Source organism: Clostridium frigoris (assembly GCF_018861865.1).
In the GTDB taxonomy this organism is placed as follows: domain Bacteria; phylum Bacillota; class Clostridia; order Clostridiales; family Clostridiaceae; genus Clostridium_AD; species Clostridium_AD frigoris.
Map to the genome: position 1 here is coordinate 99,701 of NZ_JAHLDV010000008.1, position 25,508 is coordinate 125,208.

24 protein-coding genes are annotated in these 25,508 nt (G+C 30.0%); 6 read left to right on the forward strand and 18 right to left on the reverse strand.

Annotated elements, in window-relative coordinates; genetic code table 11:
* Positions 1-32: 32 nt before the first annotated feature.
* The 6 genes from KPL37_RS06315 to KPL37_RS06340 all read right to left on the reverse strand — a co-directional run bounded on the left by KPL37_RS06315 (position 33) and on the right by KPL37_RS06340 (position 5,865).
* Positions 33-233, reverse strand: a complete 201-nt coding sequence (locus KPL37_RS06315) for a CLC_0170 family protein (protein WP_216146779.1) — start codon at positions 231-233, stop codon at positions 33-35.
* 202 nt (positions 234-435) lie between these two features.
* Entirely contained in the window at positions 436-1,278 is an 843-nt protein-coding gene (gene ispE / locus KPL37_RS06320) for a 4-(cytidine 5'-diphospho)-2-C-methyl-D-erythritol kinase (protein ID WP_216146781.1), read from the reverse strand.
* Between the two features lie 211 nt (positions 1,279-1,489).
* Positions 1,490-3,052, reverse strand: coding sequence for a DUF3794 and LysM peptidoglycan-binding domain-containing protein (locus tag KPL37_RS06325; protein ID WP_216146783.1), 1,563 nt, complete (start codon positions 3,050-3,052; stop codon positions 1,490-1,492).
* A 280-nt stretch (positions 3,053-3,332) separates the two neighbouring features.
* The gene (locus KPL37_RS06330) at positions 3,333-3,605 is read right to left on the reverse strand and encodes a Veg family protein (protein WP_216146852.1); all 273 of its coding nucleotides are present in this window, start codon (positions 3,603-3,605) and stop codon (positions 3,333-3,335) included.
* Between the two features lie 221 nt (positions 3,606-3,826).
* Positions 3,827-4,741, reverse strand: a complete 915-nt coding sequence (yabG, locus tag KPL37_RS06335) for a sporulation peptidase YabG (RefSeq protein WP_216146793.1) — start codon at positions 4,739-4,741, stop codon at positions 3,827-3,829.
* Positions 4,742-4,860: 119 nt separating this feature from the next.
* A complete protein-coding gene (locus KPL37_RS06340; protein WP_216146795.1) occupies positions 4,861-5,865 on the reverse strand; it encodes a CotS family spore coat protein in 1,005 nt (334 codons plus the stop codon).
* A 139-nt stretch (positions 5,866-6,004) separates the two neighbouring features.
* Here KPL37_RS06340 and KPL37_RS06345 point away from each other — a divergent pair, with 139 nt between their 5' ends.
* Positions 6,005-7,138, forward strand: a complete 1,134-nt coding sequence (locus KPL37_RS06345; RefSeq protein ID WP_216146797.1) for a glycosyltransferase family 4 protein — start codon at positions 6,005-6,007, stop codon at positions 7,136-7,138.
* An 85-nt stretch (positions 7,139-7,223) separates the two neighbouring features.
* Here KPL37_RS06345 and KPL37_RS06350 read toward each other — a convergent pair whose 3' ends face one another.
* From KPL37_RS06350 to KPL37_RS06365, 4 genes are all read right to left on the reverse strand, one after another.
* Positions 7,224-8,279: a CotS family spore coat protein gene (locus KPL37_RS06350; RefSeq protein WP_216146799.1), complete on the reverse strand. Its 1,056-nt coding sequence runs from the start codon at positions 8,277-8,279 to the stop codon at positions 7,224-7,226.
* Positions 8,280-8,311: 32 nt separating this feature from the next.
* Positions 8,312-9,076 carry a hypothetical protein gene (locus KPL37_RS06355; RefSeq protein WP_216146801.1) on the reverse strand — a complete coding sequence of 255 codons (765 nt, stop codon included), beginning with the start codon at positions 9,074-9,076 and terminating at the stop codon, positions 8,312-8,314.
* Positions 9,077-9,145: 69 nt separating this feature from the next.
* On the reverse strand, positions 9,146-9,370 hold the full coding sequence (locus KPL37_RS06360; protein ID WP_216146803.1) for a hypothetical protein: 225 nt from the start codon (positions 9,368-9,370) through the stop codon (positions 9,146-9,148).
* A gap of 4 nt (positions 9,371-9,374) precedes the next feature.
* Positions 9,375-10,385 carry a CotS family spore coat protein gene (locus KPL37_RS06365; RefSeq protein ID WP_216146805.1) on the reverse strand — a complete coding sequence of 337 codons (1,011 nt, stop codon included), beginning with the start codon at positions 10,383-10,385 and terminating at the stop codon, positions 9,375-9,377.
* Positions 10,386-10,565: 180 nt separating this feature from the next.
* On the opposite strand from KPL37_RS06365, the gene KPL37_RS06370 reads away from it, so the two are divergent.
* Positions 10,566-11,696 carry a glycosyltransferase family 4 protein gene (locus tag KPL37_RS06370; protein ID WP_216146807.1) on the forward strand — a complete coding sequence of 377 codons (1,131 nt, stop codon included), beginning with the start codon at positions 10,566-10,568 and terminating at the stop codon, positions 11,694-11,696.
* A gap of 189 nt (positions 11,697-11,885) precedes the next feature.
* Here the strand turns inward: KPL37_RS06370 and larB are convergent, their stop codons facing one another.
* From larB to KPL37_RS06390, 4 genes are all read right to left on the reverse strand, one after another.
* Positions 11,886-12,632 carry a nickel pincer cofactor biosynthesis protein LarB gene (gene larB, locus KPL37_RS06375; RefSeq protein ID WP_216146815.1) on the reverse strand — a complete coding sequence of 249 codons (747 nt, stop codon included), beginning with the start codon at positions 12,630-12,632 and terminating at the stop codon, positions 11,886-11,888.
* Positions 12,633-12,669: 37 nt separating this feature from the next.
* Positions 12,670-14,070, reverse strand: a complete 1,401-nt coding sequence (gene larC / locus KPL37_RS06380) for a nickel pincer cofactor biosynthesis protein LarC (RefSeq protein WP_216146816.1) — start codon at positions 14,068-14,070, stop codon at positions 12,670-12,672.
* A 129-nt stretch (positions 14,071-14,199) separates the two neighbouring features.
* The gene (locus KPL37_RS06385; protein ID WP_216146817.1) at positions 14,200-15,384 is read right to left on the reverse strand and encodes a glycosyltransferase family 4 protein; all 1,185 of its coding nucleotides are present in this window, start codon (positions 15,382-15,384) and stop codon (positions 14,200-14,202) included.
* A gap of 195 nt (positions 15,385-15,579) precedes the next feature.
* A complete protein-coding gene (locus KPL37_RS06390; RefSeq protein WP_216146818.1) occupies positions 15,580-16,611 on the reverse strand; it encodes a glycosyltransferase family 4 protein in 1,032 nt (343 codons plus the stop codon).
* 399 nt (positions 16,612-17,010) lie between these two features.
* Between KPL37_RS06390 and KPL37_RS06395 the strand changes: the two genes are divergently transcribed.
* Positions 17,011-17,217 (forward strand): hypothetical protein, encoded by a 207-nt coding sequence (locus tag KPL37_RS06395; protein WP_216146854.1) that lies wholly within the window; start codon positions 17,011-17,013, stop codon positions 17,215-17,217.
* Between the two features lie 22 nt (positions 17,218-17,239).
* Positions 17,240-17,500 carry a spore coat protein gene (locus KPL37_RS06400; protein WP_216146819.1) on the forward strand — a complete coding sequence of 87 codons (261 nt, stop codon included), beginning with the start codon at positions 17,240-17,242 and terminating at the stop codon, positions 17,498-17,500.
* 98 nt (positions 17,501-17,598) lie between these two features.
* Here KPL37_RS06400 and KPL37_RS06405 read toward each other — a convergent pair whose 3' ends face one another.
* Both KPL37_RS06405 and KPL37_RS06410 read right to left on the reverse strand, forming a co-directional pair.
* Positions 17,599-18,441, reverse strand: coding sequence for a CPBP family intramembrane glutamic endopeptidase (locus KPL37_RS06405; RefSeq protein WP_216146820.1), 843 nt, complete (start codon positions 18,439-18,441; stop codon positions 17,599-17,601).
* 434 nt (positions 18,442-18,875) lie between these two features.
* Positions 18,876-19,610 carry a CAP domain-containing protein gene (locus KPL37_RS06410; RefSeq protein ID WP_216146821.1) on the reverse strand — a complete coding sequence of 245 codons (735 nt, stop codon included), beginning with the start codon at positions 19,608-19,610 and terminating at the stop codon, positions 18,876-18,878.
* A gap of 291 nt (positions 19,611-19,901) precedes the next feature.
* On the opposite strand from KPL37_RS06410, the gene KPL37_RS06415 reads away from it, so the two are divergent.
* Complete coding sequence (locus tag KPL37_RS06415; RefSeq protein WP_216146823.1) at positions 19,902-20,945, forward strand: PTS sugar transporter subunit IIC; 1,044 nt, start codon at positions 19,902-19,904, stop codon at positions 20,943-20,945.
* Between the two features lie 88 nt (positions 20,946-21,033).
* On the opposite strand, the gene KPL37_RS06420 is transcribed toward KPL37_RS06415, so the two are convergent.
* The gene (locus tag KPL37_RS06420; RefSeq protein WP_216146825.1) at positions 21,034-23,202 is read right to left on the reverse strand and encodes a DNA topoisomerase III; all 2,169 of its coding nucleotides are present in this window, start codon (positions 23,200-23,202) and stop codon (positions 21,034-21,036) included.
* Between the two features lie 220 nt (positions 23,203-23,422).
* Between KPL37_RS06420 and KPL37_RS06425 the strand changes: the two genes are divergently transcribed.
* Positions 23,423-24,202 (forward strand): 3'-5' exonuclease, encoded by a 780-nt coding sequence (locus KPL37_RS06425; RefSeq protein WP_216146827.1) that lies wholly within the window; start codon positions 23,423-23,425, stop codon positions 24,200-24,202.
* Between the two features lie 42 nt (positions 24,203-24,244).
* Here KPL37_RS06425 and KPL37_RS06430 read toward each other — a convergent pair whose 3' ends face one another.
* Positions 24,245-24,697, reverse strand: coding sequence for a hypothetical protein (locus tag KPL37_RS06430; RefSeq protein ID WP_246578151.1), 453 nt, complete (start codon positions 24,695-24,697; stop codon positions 24,245-24,247).
* Positions 24,698-25,508 lie beyond the last annotated feature (811 nt).

Here is a 25,508-nt window from a genome sequence, read left to right on the forward strand (position 1 = left end):
GCTTCACCTCCTTATGTGTGTAATCTAACTATTCATATTTTTAAAAATATCCACCTGAGTACAAATAAAGTAATAGCTATAATAATTGAGGCCCATCCTAATATATGTGCTTTTCTGCTAAGGATTACTACGCCAGACTTTTTAAAAAATCTTACGTCTACGCTAAGTACCACACTACCTTCAATTAGCATCATTATTAAAAAATATATATCAAACAAACCTAATATTCTCATTTTCAACTCCTTGTTTTAGTATAATTAGAAGAATAATTCATGTTATGAAAAACCTATACTGCAATATTATTTTTATTACCTAGCTAGTTTTTACGACACTTGCAAAAAATATTCACTTAGATACATGATAATAAATATAAAGAACGTGTAAAAATCACAAATGATTTTTACACGTTCTTTATGTTTTCCTAAAAAATTATATTTAAATTGTTCTTGTTAAATATATTTCTTTATATTGAGTTTTAAATTTATCATAACACCTTTGGGCTTTTAACATATCATCAAAGAAAGCAAATATCGTAGGTCCACTTCCACTCATCATAGACCCCATTGCACCCATTTTAATCATATCTTCTTTTATCCTTTTAAGCACAGGATATTTTCTTAAAGTAACATTTTCAAGCAAGTTTTTCATGCCATTACACACATTCTCTAACTTTTCTTCTTCCATAGCCTTAATTATTGCATCAGTATCTGGATGCTTAAAAATTTTGGTAACATCTAAATTTTTAAAAACTTCCTTTGTTGACACTCCAAAATTAGGTTTAACCAATACTAAAATTTGATTTTTAAAAGGCGTAAGAGGAGTAATAATTTCTCCTATCCCTTCACAGAGTGCTGTTCCTCCCATTATGCAATAAGGAACATCTGCCCCTATTTTCACGCCTAGCTTCATAAGTTCATTAATATCTACATCTATTTTAAAGAGCTCCGGGAGCGCTTTTAAAACAGCTGCTGCATCTGCACTTCCACCTGCCATACCTGCGGCAACCGGAATGTTTTTTTTAAGATATATGTTTATTCCTTCATGAATATTATAAGTATCCATAAAAAGTTGTGCAGCTTTATATACTAAATTTTTCTCATCTGTAGGTATGTAAGGTTTATTACAGCTTATATTAATACCTTTATTACATTTTTGAAAGGACATAGAATCATATAAATCTACATTTTGCATAATCATTTTTAGTAAATGATACCCATCTTCTCTTTTACCTACTACATCTAAAGATATGTTTATTTTTCCATAAGCTTTTACTAACATGCTTTTCCTCCAACTCTTATTACCAGTTTCTCAAGTTACCGCTTAACTGAAATGTCATTAAAATTAGTATATTACAACATAATTAATATTGCTACACATAATTTAAAATAATATACTATAATTAAAGCCCCAATGTGTTATTTAAAGCACATTGGGGCTAATTATATCTAAAAGAAATATCCATCTTTTTTAAGATGATAAAGCATTTTAGTTATATAATTATTCTACCTGGTATTATAAGTTTTTGTGAAACTTTTATAACATTAGGGTCTTCTATTTGATTAACTCTTGCAATGTCTTGAATTGTAGTATTATATTTTTTAGCAATTTTCCACAATGTATCCGCAACTTGAACTACATAAATAGTAACGCTAGCTCTTTTCGCAGGTGCTTCGCCCTCTATTGGATACACATCAACCAAGAATTTCTTTTGCACCATATAATTTACACGTGCATACACTTTTACAACAGCCCTAACTGCTATATTTCCTGCCTCAATATCTACGTTTATATTCTCCATCGATACTTTACACATGCTGCTCATATTTATCTTGGAACCTAATATATCAGCACCACAGGTGAAAGGGATCTCCTCAGACACAGCGGATAAATATTTTTCTTCATCATCACTTCTGTATAACACTGTCACATTCATTATGCCATCAATTATAACCTTATCATCTATTACCTTTTTATCCGTTATACAAACAGTCGCATTAGTCATAATAACCTTACTTGGTGTGCTTCTACTACTATCTAATTCTATATCACCCTTAACTAATGTCTCCGTTAATAGTTGTCCTTGCATTACATTAAGACCAAAATCTTTTTTATCCATCTCAAGCATCGTAGTTGGTGAATATACATCTTCAATCATATCTACTTCTTCTTTATACATGCCTCGTGTATTAGTTTTTATTATAAACTCTACATCAATAATTCTTTTTTCACCTAAATCATCTTCCTTAACATCAAACTCCATGGCATCTACCTTAAAGTCAGTATAATTATCCATATAAGGCTTTACCTCTTCAAAATCTAATTCCTTATTTACCATAACTTCGTGTTCAACATAAGTCAGTTCCCTGCTATCTTTGCCCTTATATATCATATTAATAAATGCATAGGCATTAAGTTGAATTTTTCCTTCGTATAATTTAACTTCTTTTTTATGAATGTTAACATCGCACTTTATAATTCTAGCAATCTCTGGTTTGTCCATTGGAATTTTTATATTAGCTTTCCCAATAAGTTCACCTTCAAAATTCCTTGTTACCTTGTCTATACTAGTAGGATTTTTTAAATATTGCACATCCTTTACTGCTTCGATATCCTTAACTATTTGAAAATTATAATTTTTGTATATCTCAGATTTTGATTTCAATATACCCTCTAGGCATATTTTTCTCTCATTAACTATTCTGCATTCCATATGTTCTACAAAACACTCAGCATCACAAAGCATTTCAGGCATTGCACCCATTATATCTATTGTATTTGAAAATTTAGAATTATATACAACATTCTCTACATCGCTGCGATCTTGATCTTTTGTAATATAAAGTACATTATATTGAATTTCACCTTCTAAATATACTTTATCTTGAATTATTTCTTTAGAGTTTATAGAAGTTTTAACATCTAACATAAGAATTTCTTTAACATCTGGGTGAGTATCCGGTATCACATATTCCTCTTTCACCACTGTATCAACAGTGTTTTCACCTAGTAATTGTTCATATTCAATATTTTCTCTAACTAAATTTATTTCCATATTATACCTCCTTGTATTTCTATTGGGGTAACATTTACGTATCGCTACCCTCCTAAAATACCTACTATATAATATATATATAAATAGTGATCAAAATATGATATTTATTTCTTATAATCGTATAACATAATTCATCATATTTTTTAAATAAAAAAACATATATTATATAAAACGCACTGTTATTGCTAACTAAATACATTTCATTTAATATATGCCTTGTTAATCTTAAATTCATAAGATAATTTATAAATATAAAAACGATACTATGATACAGTATCGTTTATCCTGCAAAAACTATTTGAACCGTCTTTGTCAAAACATCTGAATAACTATACGTCACAGTCCTGTGGGTGTCTTTTTCTAATCTAATAACAAAAATATTAGGATATGTCTTTTCAATAACTCCATTATCCACAAGAATTTTTCTTCTTCCACCATTGGCTTTAAGTGTTACTCTTTCGCCAACATGACTTTCAATTTCATCTTTTATTGAGGTCAATACATTAATTTTTTCCACTGCAAACACCCTCTTTCCACATTTTATATTATACATCATATTTTTATTTTTGTCAAGTAGGTATAACATTTTATCACTACTATAACAATTTTGTCAATGTTGATTTTGTGTTAATAAAATTCATTTTTCATAGATTATTAGTCATATAATTAATATTTATCTACTTTATGGGCCTTTACCCCCTAAAATCTCAATATAATGTTATTTGTATTATATTATATATAAATTTCTCTAATGACCATTTTTGTTACATATAACTATATATACTGTGATTTAGGAAATCCCTCTCTATACTTACCTCTAGTTTGTAATCCGCCTATACCTGCAAGTCCTGTTATAGTATTTTCTATAACATCTTCTATAGCTACAATATTTTCTATATTTGTATAAGCAATCTTCTCAGAAACTAAAACGGGATCTAAACAATGGATTAGAACACGATTTGGGGCGCTAGCAAAATTAGCACCAGCATCTAAAATCGCCTCATAACATGATTGGCATGCACCTGCAAATATAACTAAATCATCATAGTTACTATTATAAGATCTAAGGGCAATAACTGTTTCTACAAAATATTTTGAATTTCTATAATTATCTAAATTCATATAATCGGTTATTCCCTTCACCATGCCATCATGCCCTGTAATCACTACTATGTCAGGTTTAACTTCTTTAACAAGATTCACTATCTCATTCGGTTGGTCTTTTTCAGATATTACTCTACCTACAGCATCTAAAGATAATTGTTTATAAGTCTTTAGACAAACTTCTAAGTATTCCGCATCCCCATCTACATGTAATATTTTCCCTGGTCTTCCGAAAGTCATATTTTTATTTTTATATTCTTTGTATTTTTCTTTTTTTGATTGTAGTTCTTTAATTTTTCCTTTAAAATCAATTGCTTCTGATTTATCTCCCCTAGTGCCTTTAACCCTATTATTTAATATTTTCTTAATAGATGCATTTACCTTTTTATTAAAAACCCTATCACTTTCATAAATAACATCTTCTGATACTAATTGCAAATCATCACTTGTTGAGTCAGCTTCTATCCTTAAATTTATTCCCTTAAGTAAAAACACGTCTTTATCATCTCTTATCACAACATCCATTATTTTAAAAGTAATGTCTCCCCCGTAAGATTTCCTTACCACAATATCTCCTATTTTCATAATACCACCTCCGCATTTAATCTCATATTATATATTATGAAATTATAGCTAATAGGTGAGCATGAAAAAGTTATGTAAATATTTCATCTACATAACTTTAATGAATAGTATGATTTAAACTATCTCTGATTGAATACTCTTTTATAATCTTCAATAAATACCATAAACTTTTCTTTTTCAGAAATCAACTCCTCCATCTTCTTGTTAAAGGTGTTTTGAATCCACGTAACTTCATTATAGTAGTATCTGTTACAAAGTCTCCAGTAACGTTGTGGGAATACTAGAAATGCATATATAAGTCTGTACTCTTCTAATGACAGAGGATTTACACTACTATATGCCTCTAATACTATTTCAGCATACTTTATGTCCCAATCCTGCTTTTTAAGCATTTTGATCAAAAAATTAGATAAATCATATGCTTTTACTTCTCTTTTGCAATAATCAAAATCAATTATATTTACATCATTATTCTTATCAACAATAATATTATGATAAGTATAATCATGATGACAAAACCCTTTTTCGGCTTCTGTTTGTCTACATATATCAAAATACCTTGAGTCATCGAGTATTTCCATAGCTCTTTTTCCGAGTATCTTTTGATCCTCCACACTCCTAATATAGTTCATATCAAAATCCGATTTAAAATTCTTCTTTTTTCTAATCATGCCCTGCATTTTATCAAATGACTTTATTCGTTTTTCCATTAAATGTGGCCATCTTCCGAGATCTGTTTTTAACTTACTATTTTCTGGTGGATCATATCCTTTTGATGCAATATGCATCAAAGCTAAGTTTTTTGCAGCTAAAATTAAATCCTCTTCATTTCGAAAATCACACTCACGACCATCTATCCACTTTGAAAGTGTATAAATATCTTCATTAACTAATGCATAAGGATTTCCTTCAGTATTTAAAAAATATCTATCCACCTTGTCAAAGCCATTATTTGCAAGATGTTCTTTAGCTCCGTATACAAACAAAAGTTTTTGTGTGCCGTAACTTATTTTCTTTAGACACTTAGTTCCATCATCTGTCTTTAATAAATACACTCCCTTATTGGGACGTATACTTTCTATTTTAATTCCGTACTGTCTTTCGATTTCAAATTCCCTCATCATATTACTCACCCCCTCTATCATTTATATTACTAATATTTCATTTTAGAATAAATTATTGAATATTTTAATAACATTTATGATTTCTTTTAATATAATAAAATATATAGATATATTAAATCGTTGTTTAAGGAGTCTTAAAATGAAAATTGGAATTGATGCTAGAGCTGCAAAGTGGTATAGAGGAACTGGTATAGGCACTTATTCTTACCAACTAATTAACTCTTTAAATAAAATTGATAATTATAATGATTATTCGCTTTTTGTGCCAAACGACTGTAATCTAGCTATACCATTCAAAAATAATTTCCATATAAAAAACATTAAACAGGAAAAACAAGATAACTTCTGGAATGAGGTAAATGTCTCTAACCCCTTACTAGACAAGTCTATAGACATATACCATGTTCCTCAAAATGGTATCGGCTTACCTGTTAGCAAAGATTGCCCCTTCGTTATTACTCTGCATGATATTATTCCATATAAAATGCCCGATACAGTAGGCGATCAATACCTTAAAATTTTCAATGAAAAGTTACCAAATATCATTTCTATGTGCGATGGAATAATTACTGTGTCCCAGTATTCAAAAGAAGATATTATTAAAGCATTTAATTTTCCACGAGAAAAAATATACGTTACTTATTTAGCTAGTGAGGATATTTATAAACCTTATGACAAAATTCTCAGTAAATCTATAGTTGAAAAAAACTATTCTATTTCTGGAGACTATATTCTATATATCGGAGGATTTAGTCCTAGAAAAAATATTCTTGGATTACTTGATTCCTTTAGCATGCTTCTTCCAAGATTAAAGAAAGATATTAAATTAGTCATTGCAGGTAGCAAAGGTAAATCCTATGATATATATATAAAAAGGGCACAAGCACTTCACATTGAAGATAAAGTAATCTTTCCAGGGTTTATATCCATGAACCATATACCCTTCATGTACAATGCTTGCGAACTCTTTGTGTATCCTTCATTTTATGAAGGTTTTGGCCTACCACCAATTGAAGCAATGGCTTGTGGAGTTCCTGTAATAACCTCAAATGTCACATCTATTCCTGAAATAGTTAAAGATTCAACGCTACTTGTAAATCCTTATGATATTAATGAATTAAGCGAAAAAATGTATAATGTACTTCACGATGATACCTTAAGGCAATCCCTTATAACTAAAGGATTAAAAAGAGCCTCTACCTTAACTTGGGATAGTACAGCTACAGACACTCTAATTGCTTATCAAAACATACTAAAAAGAAACAAAATATAATTTCCCACTTTAATAGAAAAGAACCCCCATGTAGTGTATTTATCACTAAATGGGGGTTTTAACAGCATCAAGGATATTAATTTTACTAGCAATTATAATAATTTTTAAAGTCTTCTAAAAACTTATCTCTATCCTCTTTATACTCTACTTTCTTCTTTAATCTGCTTAAAAACATTTCTTCACTCCACTGTTTTTTTCTTGTATAATAGTCTTTCGCTATACTATAAAAATCCTCAGGGAAGCTAAGCATACCATAAAGCACCTTGAGTTCCCTATCATCTAATGGATTTATCTCAGTATATCCTTGTAAAATACTCCTACATTTATCTATATCATAGCAAAAGTTTTTTATGGCCTTATTAATAAAATTACAAACGTCATGAACCCTTAAATCTAAAACAGCATAATCAAAATCTAAAAAATATACTTCTTCCTTATTAATTAATATATTATGATGAGCCAAATCATGATGGCAAAACACAATCTTTTCTTTTTCGTCGCATAATTCGTAATAATTTGATCCTTTAAGAATATTTATACTTTTTTTTATATTTTCCGCGTAGTATTGTACATGCTCTAAAAATATATCATCGAATTCATTTTTATTTTCATTTAAAGTTGCTATGCTTTTAAAAAATATAAGTTCATCTAATTTCCTTTTATAATTTTGTATAATCTTACCGCTTAAGTATCGCTGCTGATTCTTTGCAAGTAGTCTTTTAAATTCATCCTTATCCATAAGGCCTTGTGATGCTTTATGAAGCGCAGCTATTGCTCTAGACGTAAGCATTACATCAACTGGATTACTATATTCACACTCCCTTCCTTCTACTAGATTCATAATGCAATATAAATCACTTTTCCAGGGAACATATATTAATTCAGATTTTGTCTTCTCAAATTGGATAATTCTATCAAAATTATTATTTCTAATGTACTCAATGCCACAGTTAATAAATTCAAGTTGCTCTATCCTATAGTTTACTTTTTTTAAAACTTTATCCCCCTTATTTGTATCAAGTATAAAAACCTTTCTTACTGGTATAACATCATAAACTAAAAGATCAAATTTACTAAATAAATTTACATCTAGATCATATTTACTTAAATACGTCTTATCTTTGTATCTAACATCTAACATATTGTCACCTCTCTAGTTTCCATTTTACTAATTTAAAATAACGGATCTCCATCTTGAACTAAAGCTTTTACTATCCTCTGGGAAAACTTATCCTCATGCCACATTCTTTTACCTGCTCTATACCTATTACAACATTTCATGAACTCATGAGGATATGAGATTAATGCTATTAAAAATCTTTCACTATTAACATCTAATCCTTCGATATAACAAAATTCTTTAGCAAGCTTACAAAAATTTAGTTTCGCTCCTTTTCTCTTTAACCAGCTAAGTAAAGGAAAACAATCCATCTCTACCATGTTGTAACTACAATTTTTAAAATCAACCACGTAAATAAAATCACGCCTACTAAGGTTTTGAAAATCTGTATTCCCTAAACATATTTCGGAGCGTCTCATACTTCTTGTTATGATTTCTAAATAATTTGAACCATTTACTTCCCTTATACATTCTTCTCCTCTATTTATAACCTTTTCCCCATATTTAATAATTATTTCTTCAAAGGAATTTTGAGGTCCATTTATTTTAATGTTACCTATATCTACATTAAGCTTTTTAATAGATTTTTTATACTCTTCTATCGTTTTACCTGTATTGTTATTTAATCTATTTCTAAGATATCCGTTAAACCCCATACACTTTTCATGCACTTCATAAATAGCACCAAACTGCTTTATTATTAATTCTTCCGGTATATCTATCACTGTGTTTTTATATTTAAAATCAATAACATCTACCTTTTTAATATTTTTAAACATCATATAGTCAGAAAAATCATTATAGATACTTATTGCCACTTGCACCACCTCAAATTCAATCTATTAATAGCTATACTGTAGCCTCGTGCTATCTACTATAGCATCGTGCTATTTATTCTTTTTACAGTTTTTATCCATTTTTCTTAAAATTTCCTTTTGCTGAAATTCTAATTCATTAAGTTTCTTTTGTCTTCTCCTTATTTTCTTTAGTTTCTTGACTTCATCCTTCATATTGTCAAGCTTCATATCATATTCCTCAACTGTTGATTCTTGTACTTCACTTATGTCGAATTCCGGCTCATCCATATACATCTCTTTTTTACTTTTCCCCATAATATTACCTCCCATATTTTATTTTTCTAAACTTATCAATAAGAATTTGCCTATCCACTTTGTCCTCATTCATCTTTTCAAGCTTCTTTAAGAAAAATTCTTCTCCCCAATTCTTTTTTTCCCAATAATATTGAATTCCTATTTGCCAATATTCTTGAGGGAATTCCATAAATGCTGACATTACCTCTATGTCACTTTTATATATTGGAAATGTGTCATCATACTCATCCATTATGAAAAATGTATTTTCAAGGTTCCATTTACCGTTTTTCATTCTCCTTATTAGAAGACTACTTAAATCATGTAAATGAGTGTCTAAGATGCAATAATCAAAATCAATTACACTCACTCCCCCACTTTTCTCAAGTAACACATTATGATGAGCATAATCATGATGGCAGAATCCCCTATGTTTAATTTCTTCTTTCATCTTACTTACGTATTGGCTTTTATATAAATTGTGTATTGATTTATTACACCTTGCAAGCTCACCCTCCATAACCTTTAAATAATTACTATCAAATTCTGTAATACATTTTTTTTCACTTATCCTTCTCTTAAAATCCAATATTTCATTTCCGCGAGTTTTAAAAGTTTCTATCCACTTAAGCCATGCTATTCTAGGTTTCATATCAGGTGTGACTTTAAAATTCAGACTTTTTTTATGAATCTGCGCAAGTTTTGTTGTACATAATTTTATTTCTACTAGGTTATCGTAATCGCATTCCCGTGCATCTACCCAAGGTGTTAAATATGCGTATTTATTTTGGAGTCTTATATACTCCTTTTGATCAATAGTTTCAATAATTTCAGGTATACTTTGAAACCCATTATTTTGCAAATGTTTTATAGCACCAATAATAAATAAAAAATGCCCAAGTTCATAATTAACTATTTTCAAACAATACATATTATCTTTTGTTTCTATCCTATAAACGTTTTTTATTTTTTCTATATCATTAATACTAAGAGAGTAATTATTCTTTACTATCTCCTTTACCTCTTGTATTTCCAAATCAATGCCTCCGAATTATTGTTCTATTGCAATATATGAACCTTTAGAATGATTTGTGCATAATTATATTTACTCAAATGACACACTTTATAAGATAAAATAATATAATAATATATATATTATTTTTAATAGATTCTTTTAAACATAAAGCTTTTCTAATAATTTTAAGGAGTGAATCCTATGAAGATTGCAATTGATGCTAGAGGTGTCAATTTATATAATGGGACTGGTATTGGAACTTATACAGAAAATGTACTTAAAAATTTAATCAATATAGATTCTGTTAATAATTACCACGTTTTTTGGTCAGGCAGTAATTTTGAAAGCATAAAAAAAGAGAACTGTAAAGTAATAATGACATCTAAAAAACATCAAAGATTCTTTGAGGATTATTATTTCCCAGAAAATATTTCAAAAGAGAACATAGATATATATCATATGCCACAAAATGGTATAGGTTTATCTCCAGAAATATCTTGCAAGAAAATAGTCACTATACATGATTTGATTCCATATGTTATGCCTGAAACAGTTGGGCGAGGATATTTACTGAAATTTTTAAAAGAGATGCCAATAATTATAGGTAACTCTGATGGAATAATAACAGTGTCTGAATTTTCAAAGCGAGATATCCTTAAATATTTCCCAATAGACGAGTCTAAAATTTTTGTAACTCCACTCGCTGCAGACTCAAAATATACTCCGCTAGATAAACTTCACTGTAAAAACTTTTTAGCAAAATCATACAATTTAGCAAATCCCTTTATACTATATCTAGGTGGTTTCAGCGAAAGAAAAAACGTGGCATCTGCAATAACTGCTTTTTCTAAAGTATACAAAGATCTAGGCGAAAATTACAATTTAGTTATTGTAGGTGATTATAAAGACTCCAGTCAGAAATTAGTAAAACTTACAAATGAATTAAACATGCAATCTCATGTTATTTTTGCAGGTTTTATACCTGAAGATCATTTACCTCTTTTTTATAACTCCTGCGAAGCCCTCATCTACCCATCTTTTTATGAAGGCTTTGGACTACCCCCACTTGAGGCAATGAATTGTGGCACTCCTGTAATCGCCTCTAATCTCACTTCTATCCCAGAGGTTGTAGGAGATGCCGGTATTTTAATAAATCCCTATGATATTAAAGATATCTCGCTTGCTATAGGTAACCTATTAAGCAGCGAGAAGTTGAGATCTGAACTTAGTTCTAAGGCACTACTACGAGCTAAGCAATTTTCATGGGAAAACACTGCAGGTCTCACTCTTAAAGTCTACGAGAGTATTTACAATAGCGCTTCTACATCATAATTAAAAAATAAAAGACACACAGATATATTAAAATCTGTGCGCCTTTTAAGCTGTAATAAGTTCGCTTATTGATTTAAAATAATTTATCCCTAACTAAAAAACAGTTACTAACTTAACTGAAGGCTATAATAACCCTCGGTTAGTGGGTAACTTGTCTTTATAAATATAAGAATTGATTCTAAATATAATTTATAACTTATTAATGATGCTTGCTAAATATCCTGCACCAAAGCCATTGTCAATGTTAACAACACTGACTCCACTAGAGCAACTATTTAACATACTAAGTAGTGCAGCAAGCCCTTTAAAGCTAGCACCGTAGCCTACACTTGTTGGAACAGCTATAACTGGTTTATCAACTAATCCCCCAACAACGCTTGTTAGTGCTCCTTCCATTCCTGCCACAGTTATAATTACCTTAGCGCGCCTTATAACATCTAAATTGTCAAAAAGCCTATGAATGCCCGCTACACCCACATCATAAATTCTTTCAACCCTATTTCCAAAAATTTCAGCAGTAACAGCCGCTTCTTCAGCTACAGGTATATCAGAGGTTCCTCCTGTTACTAATGCAATATATGTACTCGAAGGTTCAACTGACTTTCTTTTAATTACAATTGTTCTCGCAAGTTCATTATACTGCGCATCCCCACATATTTCTTTAACACCTTCATACATAACCTTAGTAGCCCTTGTTCCAAGAATGTTAACATCCTTAGTGAGCATTAGACTAACTATTCCTTTTATCTGCTTAACAGTTTTACCTTCACAATATATAACCTCTGGATACCCAACTCTAAGTTCTCTATGATTATCTATTTTTGCAAATCCTAAATCTGAATAAGACAGATCTTTTAACTTATCCATACCATCTTCAATAGATATATCGCCATTTTTTATGTTTTTAAGAAAGTTCTCCATCTCTTTTGAATTCATATGTCACCCACCTTTTTAAATTTAAAGTCCCATTATTTTATACTTTAGTATAATATTGTATTTCATTTCTTAATTTCTCGTATACTTCACTTATAGGTACACCGACACTTTTAGCTATTCTCTTGCATTCTTCATATTCAAACTTGCTTTTTATTTTTTCTCCTTTATAGTAAGACTCTTTTACAGTAACTTCGCCATAACTAGTATTTACTTTAATAAACTTCCTTTTAAGTTTTGTTTTATCTACTTTAAAACTTCTTACTCCAAGGGTAGTAGTTTCTCTAAACAGTATTTCCTTCATCCTTGTAGTTTTATCTTCCTCACATAAAATACTTATTTTTACGCTTGGTCTCCCTTTTTTCATTATAATTGGAGTTATATATGCATCCAAAGCGCCCTCGTTAAAAACCATATCAATAATATACTCATATAACTCAGGATTCATATCATCTATATTACATTCAATAATTTGCTCAACTGTTTCATCATCATATTTCGTGCTAATTATTTGTTTATCTACTTCCTCTACTAACATGACTCTTAGTACATTAGGTATTTCAGTATCTCTGTTTCCTATTCCATAACCAATTTTATTTATAATAAAATTGTTATCATCTTTAAATTCACAGACGTTAGCTGCAAGAATTGCAGCTCCAGTAGGGGTTGTAGTTTCAAATGGTACTGCTCCAAGTTTTACTGGAATTCCCTTCAAAATCTCAACAGTAGCAGGCGCTGGCACTGGTATAAGGCCATGTGCACACTTAACGAACCCGCCACCAAGTTCCACAGAAGAACTCATTATTTTATCAACATTTAAACAAGTTAAACAAATAGCAGCTCCCACTATATCAACGATAGAATCTACCGCTCCTACCTCATGAAAATGAATTTCATATAATGGTTTTCCATGAACCTTTGCCTCAGCTAACGCAACCTTCATAAATATTTTCATACTTAATTCTTTAACTTTAGAACTTAACTCACTTGAATTTATAATTTTCTCTATATCATTAAGATTTCTTTGGTCCTTATGAATATGCTCAATGCCTGTATGTACATGCGTATGAGCGCCTTCATTGTCATTGTGGAGATGTTCATGATGGTGCTCATGAAGATGTACCTCACTAACTTCCTCATGAGAATGTTGATGATTATGCTCACATTCATCATGATTATGCTCACCTCCAGCATGATCATGCTCACCCTCAGCATGATTATGTTCACTTTCAGCATGATCATGCTCTTGTAAAATTACATCCACCTTCGTTCCCTCTATGCCTTTTCTGATATCCCTTGAAACTTTTATTTCATATCCATTTAAATTGAGCTTACTTAACTCATCTACTAAATATTTTTTATCTATACCTAAATCTAGTAATGCCCCTAAATTCATATCCCCACTGATACCTGAAAAACAATCATAATAAAGTATTTTCATTCTAACCCACTCCATTTCTTTTGTATTTATTACATTGTACCAAATAAATAAATAATATAGCATAAATTTTTCTTTAAAATAAAAGAAAAGAAGAAAATTGTGTTTTACAATTTTCTTCTCATAAATTAATTATGTCACTTTTTGGTTTTGTAACATACAGCTTTGTTTTTCAACTTCCATATAAATTTTCTCAACATTTTCACCAAAACACTTAGAAGATAATGGTTCTATTCCATCATAAGCATTTTTTACCATTGAATCACGTTCCTCTTTATTAATTAGAACTTCAGATAATATGTTGGCTAAGTCTTCATCTTTATAAAATACTCTTCCATTAATTTTATCTTTAATCATACCATCCAAGTTCTTATCATACTTAGCGACAACAGGAATTTGTGCCGCCATTGCTTCTGCAAAAGTTAATCCTTGTGTCTCAGTAAGAGATGCCCCTACAAACACATCGCCCATCTGATAATACTTTCCAATTTCAGACCAAGGCTTTTCACCAGCAAATACTACAGATTTCTCAATACCTAGATGCTTAGATAACATTTCTAAGCTTTCACGCTCCGGTCCATCACCAACAAGAAGCAATTTACAACTTGGTATTTTGCGAATTAATTCTTTAATGCTATTTATAATTACATCTATGCTTTTTTCTTTCGCTATACGCCCAATATATAATACAACTGGTTGGGTTTCATTTATTCCAAAAGATTTTTTTTCTTCGTTAATAATTTTGTCATCAAAGTTACCTTTTCTGAAGGGTTCAATATTAACTCCTGTAGGTATTACATCGATATGTCTTCTTAAACCGTACTGTTGCAATGCATCTTTCACTTTTTTGGTAGGTACTATTATAGCACTGCAATCTCTACAATATAGCTTACTTACCTTTTTTGCGAATTGTGATGCAGGCTTAAGCATTATACCACTTGATACATAATGAATATAATCTTCATACATTGTATGGTACGTGTGAACCACAGGGATATCTAATCTTTTAGCAACTATTCTCCCAAATATACCTATACTAAATTCTGTTTGTGTATGTATTATATCTAAGTCTAGTTTTTTTATCTTATTCATAATTTTATGTGAATATATTATTCCCACCCTTTGAGAAGGTAAAAGAAAGAACGGTAAACTAGGTAATCTTATTATGCCTTCCTTCTCTTCTACATCTGGGTGCGTAACTGTAATAATAGTTACACTATGTCCAAGTCTAATTAACTCATTTCTTAGTATCATAGTAGATGTAACCACTCCACTTACTTGCGGATAATAAGCATCAGTAAAAATTCCAATATTCATAATCAGTCCCCTTTAATTACTATAATTTTCTTATGAAAATTCTTTCATTTAATAAGCATTAACGTTCTTGCTTATTTATTCATAAATGCAGAAAAATCAAAGATTAACAGGAGTAAAAGGTAATTAATTTCCATAACCGTATAGTAATAATTATATTAATACATTTGAAGAATAAATCAAAAATCATTTAATAATTTACCTATTTTTTTTTGGCCATATCTTCTTATAAAAACTTTTCCACATGCCAAGCACGCTCTCTCTAGAATAAAAATTGTGCCCTCGAATTGCCTTTTGTTTAGCCTGCTCATAATAATCTGCATCATTCTTTAATTTTTGTATAGCCTTCATGAAACCTTCATTATCATGTTCTTTTAAATAATAGTCAAATAATATATCTTCATAAAGTTCCAAATCTCTTAAAAGCACCGGAGTAGATGTATTCATCGCTTCAAGTATTGACATAGGAAAAAGTTCGTTATATGATGGCATAAAAAGAAGATCCGATACATTATATATATCATTCATCAAATCTCTATCAACTATTCCTGTAAATAAAATATTTTTAGGTGCAGTCTCCATTTCACTTTTTAATTCCTTATATCCATCAGTAATACCTCCAAAAGAAAATCCACCTGCCCAGATAAATTGAATATCTGGCATTTTTCTTGCGATGTCAATAAAATCAATAACACCTTTTCTGGTTTGTATTTGGCCCACTCCAAGCACAGAAAACGCGTCTCTTGCAATTTTCAGTTTATCCTTTGCTATATATTTCTTTTCATCTGTAAGGTTATAGAATTTTTCAGTTGAAACAAAATTAGGTATATACGTAATTCTTTTTTTATCAATATTATAAGCCTCAAGTCTTGGTATAAAATTAGGATTTACTGTAACTAGATAATCCATACTCTTATAAAAACTTATAATATATTTATAAAAAATATTTTTTATTATATGAGGCAATTTTATGCTTCCTTCAATAGTCTCAGGCAAAAAATGCACATAACCCACTGTTACACCTTTTCTTTTAGCAAAATATATGCTTAAATAATGCTTAAGGTCGATAGTGTGATAATGCATTATATCAGTTCTTTCTTTTTTATTCACCACAACTTTATATTCTTTATCTAATCCATTCCGGACTAAATCTACTTGTTCGAGATATGCTGATCCTACCCCTTGACCTTTTATTTTGTCTGCTGATGACAGCATATTTATAGTAGGCATAATAGTCACTCCCATTCAATTAACCTCGTTATTATATTATTGTACTCTATTTTTATTAAATATTGATTAATATTACCTTAAAAATTCCTTAAATTTTTTAAGTATGCTATAAATACCTATTAAATCATCTCCTGCGGAGCTGAAATATTAACAACTTTGGAAGCAGATTTAGACTGCCACCAAAATAATTTTACTGGGCTAGACAACTGCCACTTATAGAAGATATCAGACTTGAAGCTTCCAAAATGTTGTTAAAAATATTTTTCCCCACTTTAATCTATTCTATTAAAATAAATTATTTTATATTTTATTACATCAATTTACCACTTATATTTAAATGTAAAATGTAGATAATAATTTTGTAGCGGTTTTAATAAATTAGTGGAGGTAATAAACATGATGAATACTGAAAATAAACAACTTGAAAGTAACAATTTAAAAGTAATTAAAGATCAGTTGGGATATGAATCACTTCTTAACAAAAAATTTAATGAGTATGGTACACAATGCACTGATCAGAATTTAAAAAATCTTTGTACTGAAGCTAGTAATACTCACAAACAAAATTTTAATACATTAAAGACCTACCTTGATTCTCATCAATAATATATAAATGGAGGGATATTAAATGACTGAAAAAGAATTGATGCAAGACTTACTCGCTTCCGAAAAACAAACTATTACAGCTTATAGTACAGGAATAACTGAATCTTCTTGTGCAAATTTGAGGAATACACTAATTGGTAATTTTAAAAATGATCAAAACATTCAATATATGATATTTGATGCTATGAAACAAAAGGGATGGTATCCTACAAAGGATGCTCCAGATAACGAAGTTCAACAATTAAAAGATGAAGCTAATCAAATGTTGAGTGAATTAAAATAATCATCTATAATGAAATAAATTTTTATTAATTTTAAAAACCCTCTAACATATATAATAACATGTTAGAGGGTTTTTAATTGCTTTCATAATCACCATATTTATACTTCTATAAATTGATTATATATCTCTGACTTATTCTTTATTTCATTTTGTTTATATCCATCACAAGCAATTATTAAAAGTATAAACCCAATAAATAGGAACATTACATGAATTTCTAAGGCATAGTTTCCACCTATTAATGAAAAGAACGAAGAAAATGACAGAGCAAGCATATTATTAATAAAATGTGCAAATATACTTAAATAAATTGACTTGGAACTTAAATATATAAATCCAAGAACTATTCCTAATAAAAATGCATTTATGCCTTGAGGAATGTTCATATGAACTATTGCAAACAGTAATGCAGATACCACAATCGCTATAAATGGATTTATTTTTTTAGACATTCCTTTTAATAATATCCCTCTAAAAATAATTTCTTCGTATATAGGTGCTACAATTATAACACCAATTATTGATACAATTGGAGGTACAGCAAGTTCATTAAATACCTCATTTATAAAACTCGGCATAGATATGCCTCTTATCCAAAATATCAAACTATTATCAAATATAAATCTAAATGCTATAATCATAAGTGTTGCATAAACAAAATTCATGTAATTTAAATGAGGCTTATGTTTTTGCTCATTTGATCTATTACTAAGCCATTTAAATAAAACAATAATAACATAATATTTTACCAATACTCCAAAAATAAAAATTACATAAGGCAATGTTTTTTCAAATCTCCCAGAGAATAAATTTGTAATCTCTATAGGTACCTGTCCAAATCCCTCTAGTAAAATTGATAGAAACATTACAAATAGAGCTTTAATAATCCCCATTTTTTTAATATTGATTGTTCCATTTTCTATGTTTTCTAAAAATTTCATTTAATCACACTCTCTATTTTTTTGTAACTTTCAACAACTTTAATATGGTCCTTCTATATTACTTCACTTAATATTATTACATATATAGCAATATTCTTTATTCTTTGATCTAACACTATATATCTTTATTTTTATTAATGTGTTTTTTTTAGTTTTATCATTATATAATTTGTACTCTTCTATAAATCCTGAGCTATATTTCCTTATAAACCCCATTAAAACTTCAAATTCTCCTAACTGCTGTAAACCTCACCATCCTTTCTCTTACTATAATTTAAAGTGTACCATATATTTTGTAGAATGATGTTAACTCAATAAAAATTTTGCTATAAATACTACTATTATCTATATATTTTTTCCACAAACCAAAAAAATCTGTGTTTTTGTGTATTGTAATTTCCAATACATAAAAACACAGATTAATATTAAGTTATTTATTTACCTATAAATTCTTGAGTCCAATAAATAGATCCACTTTTATCTTTTGCTATTCCAACACCAATATCAGTAAAATCTTTACTTAAAATATTAGCTTTGTGTCCTGGAGAGTTCATCCAGCCAGTCATTACTAAGGCCGCTGTTTGTTGACCCATTGCAATGTTTTCACCAGCTGCTGTATATGTAATACCGAATTGTTTCATCATATCAAAAGGTGATCCATAAGTTGGTGATGTATGATCAAAATAATTATTAGTTACCATATCGCCAGATTTTGTTCTAGCTACATTTGAAAGCTGTGAATTATCCTTTAAAGCAGCTAGTCCAACTTTTGCTCTTTCCTGATTAACTAGTGTTACTACTTCTTTTTCCATCTTACTATTAGCAGTTGTAGTTGATGCTGTTGATGCTTTTGTAGCAGTCGTCTTTGCAGGTGCTGTCTTCGTAGGAACTGCCTTTGCAGGTGCTGCCTTTGTAGGTGTTGCCTTTGTAGGTGTTGCCTTTGCAGGTGCTGCCTTTGCAGGTGTTGCCTTTGCAGGAGTCGTTGCCTGAACTTTTAGCATTGCACCCTTTGGAACTGCAATTCCGTACTTAGCACATATAGCTTGTATACTTTCTACTGAGTTAACTTGTTTTACTGTACTACAATCCTGTGCGTACACTGTTGAACCTATTCCTGTTGTTGCTAAAATACCTAAAGTTAATATTAATGCTCTTAAAGATTTCTTCATCTTTTGTACCTCACCCTCTAATTTTATTATACAAAGTATGTTTTTCTTCTTTGTATACCTATACTAACATCTAAATGAGGTTTACGGTTTATTTATTGGTGGTATTTTTGTAATATTATGTCGTAATTTCATATAATTGTAGTTAGAATAGAATAATAACTAAGCATATTCCTATAAAAACAGAATCAATGTGACTCAATTATATAATTTTTGACTTGTTATTTTCTTGACTTTTACATTGAAACCGTTTAGCATTAAAAATAAACTTGGTATTATAAGGAGTTAAAAACAATGAATATTTTAGTAGGCACTGGTCTTTTATTATTAGTATTAGCTTTATTTACACTTTTTAGTTATAAAGCACCTCACGGAATGAAAGCGATGGGTGCACTAGCAAGTGCTGCCTGTGCAAGCTTTCTAGTTGAAGCTTTTCACTCTGCATTTTTTGGTGATGTATTAAAGATAAAATTTTTAAAAGAAGTTGGGTTATCTAATGGTAGCTTAGGAGGCGTAGCAGCTGCAATACTTGTACCTCTAGCTCTTGGAGTTTCACCGATATATGCCGTATTGCTTGGGCTATCTTGTTCTGGTCTTGGCATCATACCCGGATTTATAGCTGGATATTTTATGTCATTTATAGTTAAATTTCTAGAGAAGAAATTGCCAGCGGGCTTAGACTTAATAGTTATAATTGTTTTTGCAGCTCCATTAACTAGATTTATAGGAAACTGTATGACTCCTATAGTAAATTCTACATTGTTAAACATTGGTAGGATTTTAACTTCCGCATCAAGTTCTAGCCCAATAATAATGGGTATAGTTCTTGGAGGAACAATAACCGTTGTTGCCACTGCTCCACTTAGTTCAATGGCTTTAACAGCAATGCTTGGACTTACCGGTGCACCTATGGCTATAGGCGCATTATCAGTATTTGGTTCATCATTTATGAATTTTGTATTATTTACAAGAATGAAATTTGGAAGTAAAAAAGATACAATTTCAGTAGCTATAGAACCTCTAACACAAGCTGATATAACCACAGCAAATCCCATACCAATTTATGTGACTAATTTTATAGGTGGTTCTTTATGTGGAGTAATAATTGCATTAATGGGACTTATAAATAATACTCCAGGTACAGCAACCCCTATAGCAGGGTTCGCAGTAATGTTTGCATATAATCCAGCTTCTAAAGTGCTAATAACAGCCTTAGGTTGTATTATAGTTAGTATTTTCAGTGGTTACATAGGGTCTATTATTTTTAAAAATTATAAAATACATACTGCTGCAGAGATTCGCGGAGAGATTACCCCACATTTAGAAGAAGTATCATAATAAAGTAATAGGTCATATTCTGGCATGTTAATTAAAAAAACACAAGGTACATTTTATTTTTATACCTTGTGTTTTGTGTTATCCTATATTATTTTAAATTAAGTTTAGCAAAAGCCTCAGCCATAGCAGAATTTCCAGAATTGACTGGTTCCTCTTTCTTATTCTGTTGATTTAAGAATCTACCAACATCTTTTTTGTTTAAGGCACTTTTCTCTGATTCTCGACGTTTGTTAAAGGCTGAGAGTTTTTCTCTATATCCGCAACCACAAACAAATATTTTATTTTCTCCATCTCCTCTAATTTCCATTTTCTTGTGACAAGTAGGACAACGAGCATTTGACATTTGTGAAACTCCCTTACGATATCCACAGTCTCTATCTGGACAAACTAGCATTTTACCTCTTTTACCGCTAACCTCAAGAAGGTTTTTACCACAATCGGGGCATTTAACCCTTGTGGCATTATCGTGCTTATATGCCTCTGTAGATGCTACAACGTTACCTACAAGTTTTGATGCATATTCTCTCATTTCTTTTACAAAATCCATAGAATTAGCTTTTCCTTTACCAATAAGTTGTAGTTGTTTTTCCCACTTAGCAGTAAGTTCAGGAGATTTTAACTCCTTTGGAACTAAACCTATTAACTGTATTCCTTTTGAAGTTGGGTGAATATCTTTACCCTTTCTCTCCATATAGAAGGTGTTGAACAGTTTTTCAATAACATCTGCCCTTGTTGCTGGGGTTCCAAGTCCTGATGTATTGTCTAGTGCTTCTCTTAAACTATCATCCTCTATATTCTTACCTGGATGCTCCATAGCAGTAAGTAATGTTGCTTCATTATATCTAGCAGGTGGCTTAGTTTTCTCATTAACAGACCTAACCGAAGTAAGCTTAACATCTTCTCCCTTATTTATTGGTGGAAGTGACTGATTTTTCTCCTCGTTATTGCCCGAGCTACTTACTTCTTTCCATCCTTTTGATTTAACTATTTTACCTTTTGCAGAGAAACTTTCTCCCTTAACATTTATAACTAAAGTGGTTTGTTCATACTCAAAAGGTTGACTTAATACTTCTAAGAACCTTTTTACAACTAGGTCATAAATATTTTTTTCTTCTCTATTTAAACTCGATAAATCTACATGTTGCTCTGTTGGAATTATAGCATGATGATCTGATACCTTGCTATTATCTACAAGTCTACTTGTAGTATGTATTCTACCTTTTATTATACTTCTTGCAAATTTCTCATATGGTCCTATCGCTATGCTCTTTAACCTATCGATTAATGTAGGTACTATATCTGTAGTAAGATGCCTTGAATCTGTTCTTGGATAAGATAATATCTTATGATTTTCATATAGTCTCTGCATTAAATTAAGAGTTTGCTTTGCAGAATATCCAAATTTCCTATTTGCATCTCTTTGAAGCTCTGTTAAATCATATGCAAGTGGAGGAAGCTCCTTTTTAGAAGCTTTGTTTAGCTCAACTACTGTTCCCATTTGATTGTTTACCTTAGCTGCGACATCCTCTGCCTTTTGCTTATCAAATGAACGCGTGTCTCCATTTTTACTTGACCAATGAACTGTAAAGTCATTTACCTTTCCATTTACTGTCCAGTAATCCTTTGGAACAAATTTCTTTATTTCATTTTCTCTTTCAACAATAAGAGCTAAGGTAGGTGTTTGAACTCTTCCCGCTGATAATTGAGCATTATATTTACAAGTTAAAGCCCTTGTAACATTGAGTCCTATAAGCCAATCTGCTTGAGCTCTTGATTGCGCTGCCCAAAATAAGTTCTCATAATCTTTTCCTGGTTTAAGATTATTAAATCCATCTCTTATCGCTTTTTCTGTTTGAGATGATATCCAAAGCCTCTTTATAGTCTTTCTAAATCCTGCCTTTTGAATAATCCAACGCGCAACAAGCTCCCCTTCACGCCCAGAATCTGTAGCAATGACAAGCTCATCTACATCTGGTCTTTTAAGTAGTCCGTGTACAATTTTATATTGTTTTGACGTTTCCTTAATTACAACGAGTTTTAGATCCTTTGGTAGCATAGGAAGATCTTCTATTCTCCAGCTTTTATATTTTTCATCATATGCTTCTGGATCTGCAAGTGTAACAAGATGTCCTAGTGCCCATGTTACAATATATTTTGATCCCATTAAATATCCATTCCCACCTTGAGTACAGTTTAAGAATTTTGCAAGTTCTTTACCAACTGATGGTTTTTCCGCTAAGACTAATGTCTTTCCCATATATAAAACTTCCTCTCGAATTTCAAATAATTTAGTTGTTTTTCCTAATATAAAATATTTCCACTCTATTTATTATAAACTACTTTATACTCATTTTTCAATTTTTATTACCTACGTTCAAACCATCAAGGTGTTTTTTATTGCCATAAATGATATAATATTTAATATCTACTATTAAAGACTATAATATATACTATTAAATAAGTTTAGAGGTAATTGAATGAATTATATTGTATTTGATTTAGAATTTAACCAAGGCTATAACTTTGCAAAAGGAACTAAAAGTCTAAATAATCCTAAATGCCCATTTGAAATAATTCAAATAGGCGCCATAAAGCTAAATGAACATTTTGAGACTATTGAAACTTTTGATGTAATAGTAAAACCAGAAATTTATACTACACTCAATCCCTTTGTAAGAGAACTTACTGGTATAACAATGGATGACCTTAATAAAGGCATATCTTTTAAAAAAATGTATAAAGATTTTTCTGATTTTATTAAGTCTGATAAAAGTATATTATGTGTATGGGGAATTGCCGATATAAAGGAATTAATTCGTAATATAGACTATTACGAATTAAACTCCTTGCCAGTGCCAACAGAATACATCGACATACAATCCTATGCCTCTACTGCACTTGATTGCAAAAAAGGAATTAACATTGGGTTAGGTAATGCAGCCAAACTTCTTAGTGTACCTATAGAAAGTCAATTCCACGATGCTTTTAATGACGCTTTCTATACTACTGAAGTTTTTAAGAAAATTTACAACAAAGAAATAAAACCTAACATATACATTCCTAAAGTTAAAGGATTAAGTAGATTAAGTGTCCAAAATTATAAAATTGATCTTCATAGTTTAACGGATCAATTCGAGAAAATGTTTAAGAGAGAAATGAGTATTGATGAAAAGTCTATAATTAAATTAGCTTATATTATGGGTAAAACAAACCAATTTCAAATCAAAATTGATCCAAAAATAAAGCAAAAAAAATAAAATCAGTATAGAGTTATCTTCTATACTGATTTTTTATAATTATTAGTTTTCTGTTTCTTCACTTACTGCATTTTCAACATTTTCAACATTAGCATTTTTATTCTCTAAATTAGCTTTTCTATTATCCAATGTATTAAGATTTATAGGATGAGTAATCATATCTTCTGTTGTACTCATTATAAATCTATTCAAATAAATTTTTCCCTCTGGAGTATTTGCTACAGCATAAGGCTCTGTATCTTTTTTAAATAGAACCCATGTACAACCGTTATTAATTACTCTATTTAAATCTTCTTTATCAATTATTGTTCTTGCTTTTTCTTTACCATATCTATCTCTTAATATTACAGCAACAGACTCTTCATCTATTCCTTCATAACTATTCATCGTGTTTTGATCATATACTTCTAAGTTGGATTTTCTATTGTCTAGAGTATCTCCATTAATATGTCTTACAGGCGCTTTGGGATGAACATTTAATATAAATGATTGCAAACTTTGCTTTCTTCTATATTTCTTTTCTTCGATATAATAAGTACCTAGATTTTGTGCTAAGAAATTATTAAAATCTTTATTCCACTCTGCAAACCAACGACCTTTTTCTAATACCCTTTGTAAATCTTCAGTATCTATTTTACAATCAATGGTAGTACCATCTTTTTTAAGTATTTTTAAAAACGTTATATCTTCTAGCGTCTGGAATTTGTTTAATTTAACTTCAACTTTTGGAGTTTCTTTTTTATTTTCAACTTTAGTGGTTTCTTTTTTAATTTCATTTTCGTTTTTTATGATAAGACACCTCTTTCTTCTATTTAGGCATCATCAAAAAATAACCAGTCAGCATGCTAGCCTATTTTTTTAATATGCCTTATACGGGATTTAAAATCATATATAATTTTAATATTTCCCTATTTTTTTAATAACAACTCAATTTTACGTAGGACACACATGTTTATTTTACTACATTATTTTAATTATACCACATTTATCGACTAAATTGCCCTTTTTCTAAAAAAATTATTTTTTATTTTAAATAATATTAATTTTTTTATTGTAAATATTTTCTTACCTTTTAGGTTAAACTTCTTAGTAGATAGAGTAGTCACGGAAACTAATATGTAAAACTTGAATTTGTATGAAGTAATATCGAACTATAATTTTTGTGTTAAGAGAGCAGTTAGTAATAAAAATAGGCATAGCAAACAAGCCTACACGATGCAGGAATTTTCAGAGAAAAGCATTTAATTGTTAAATAGTTACACTAATAAATTTAAAATACTAAAATCTGAAACTTTAAGTCTTGCAT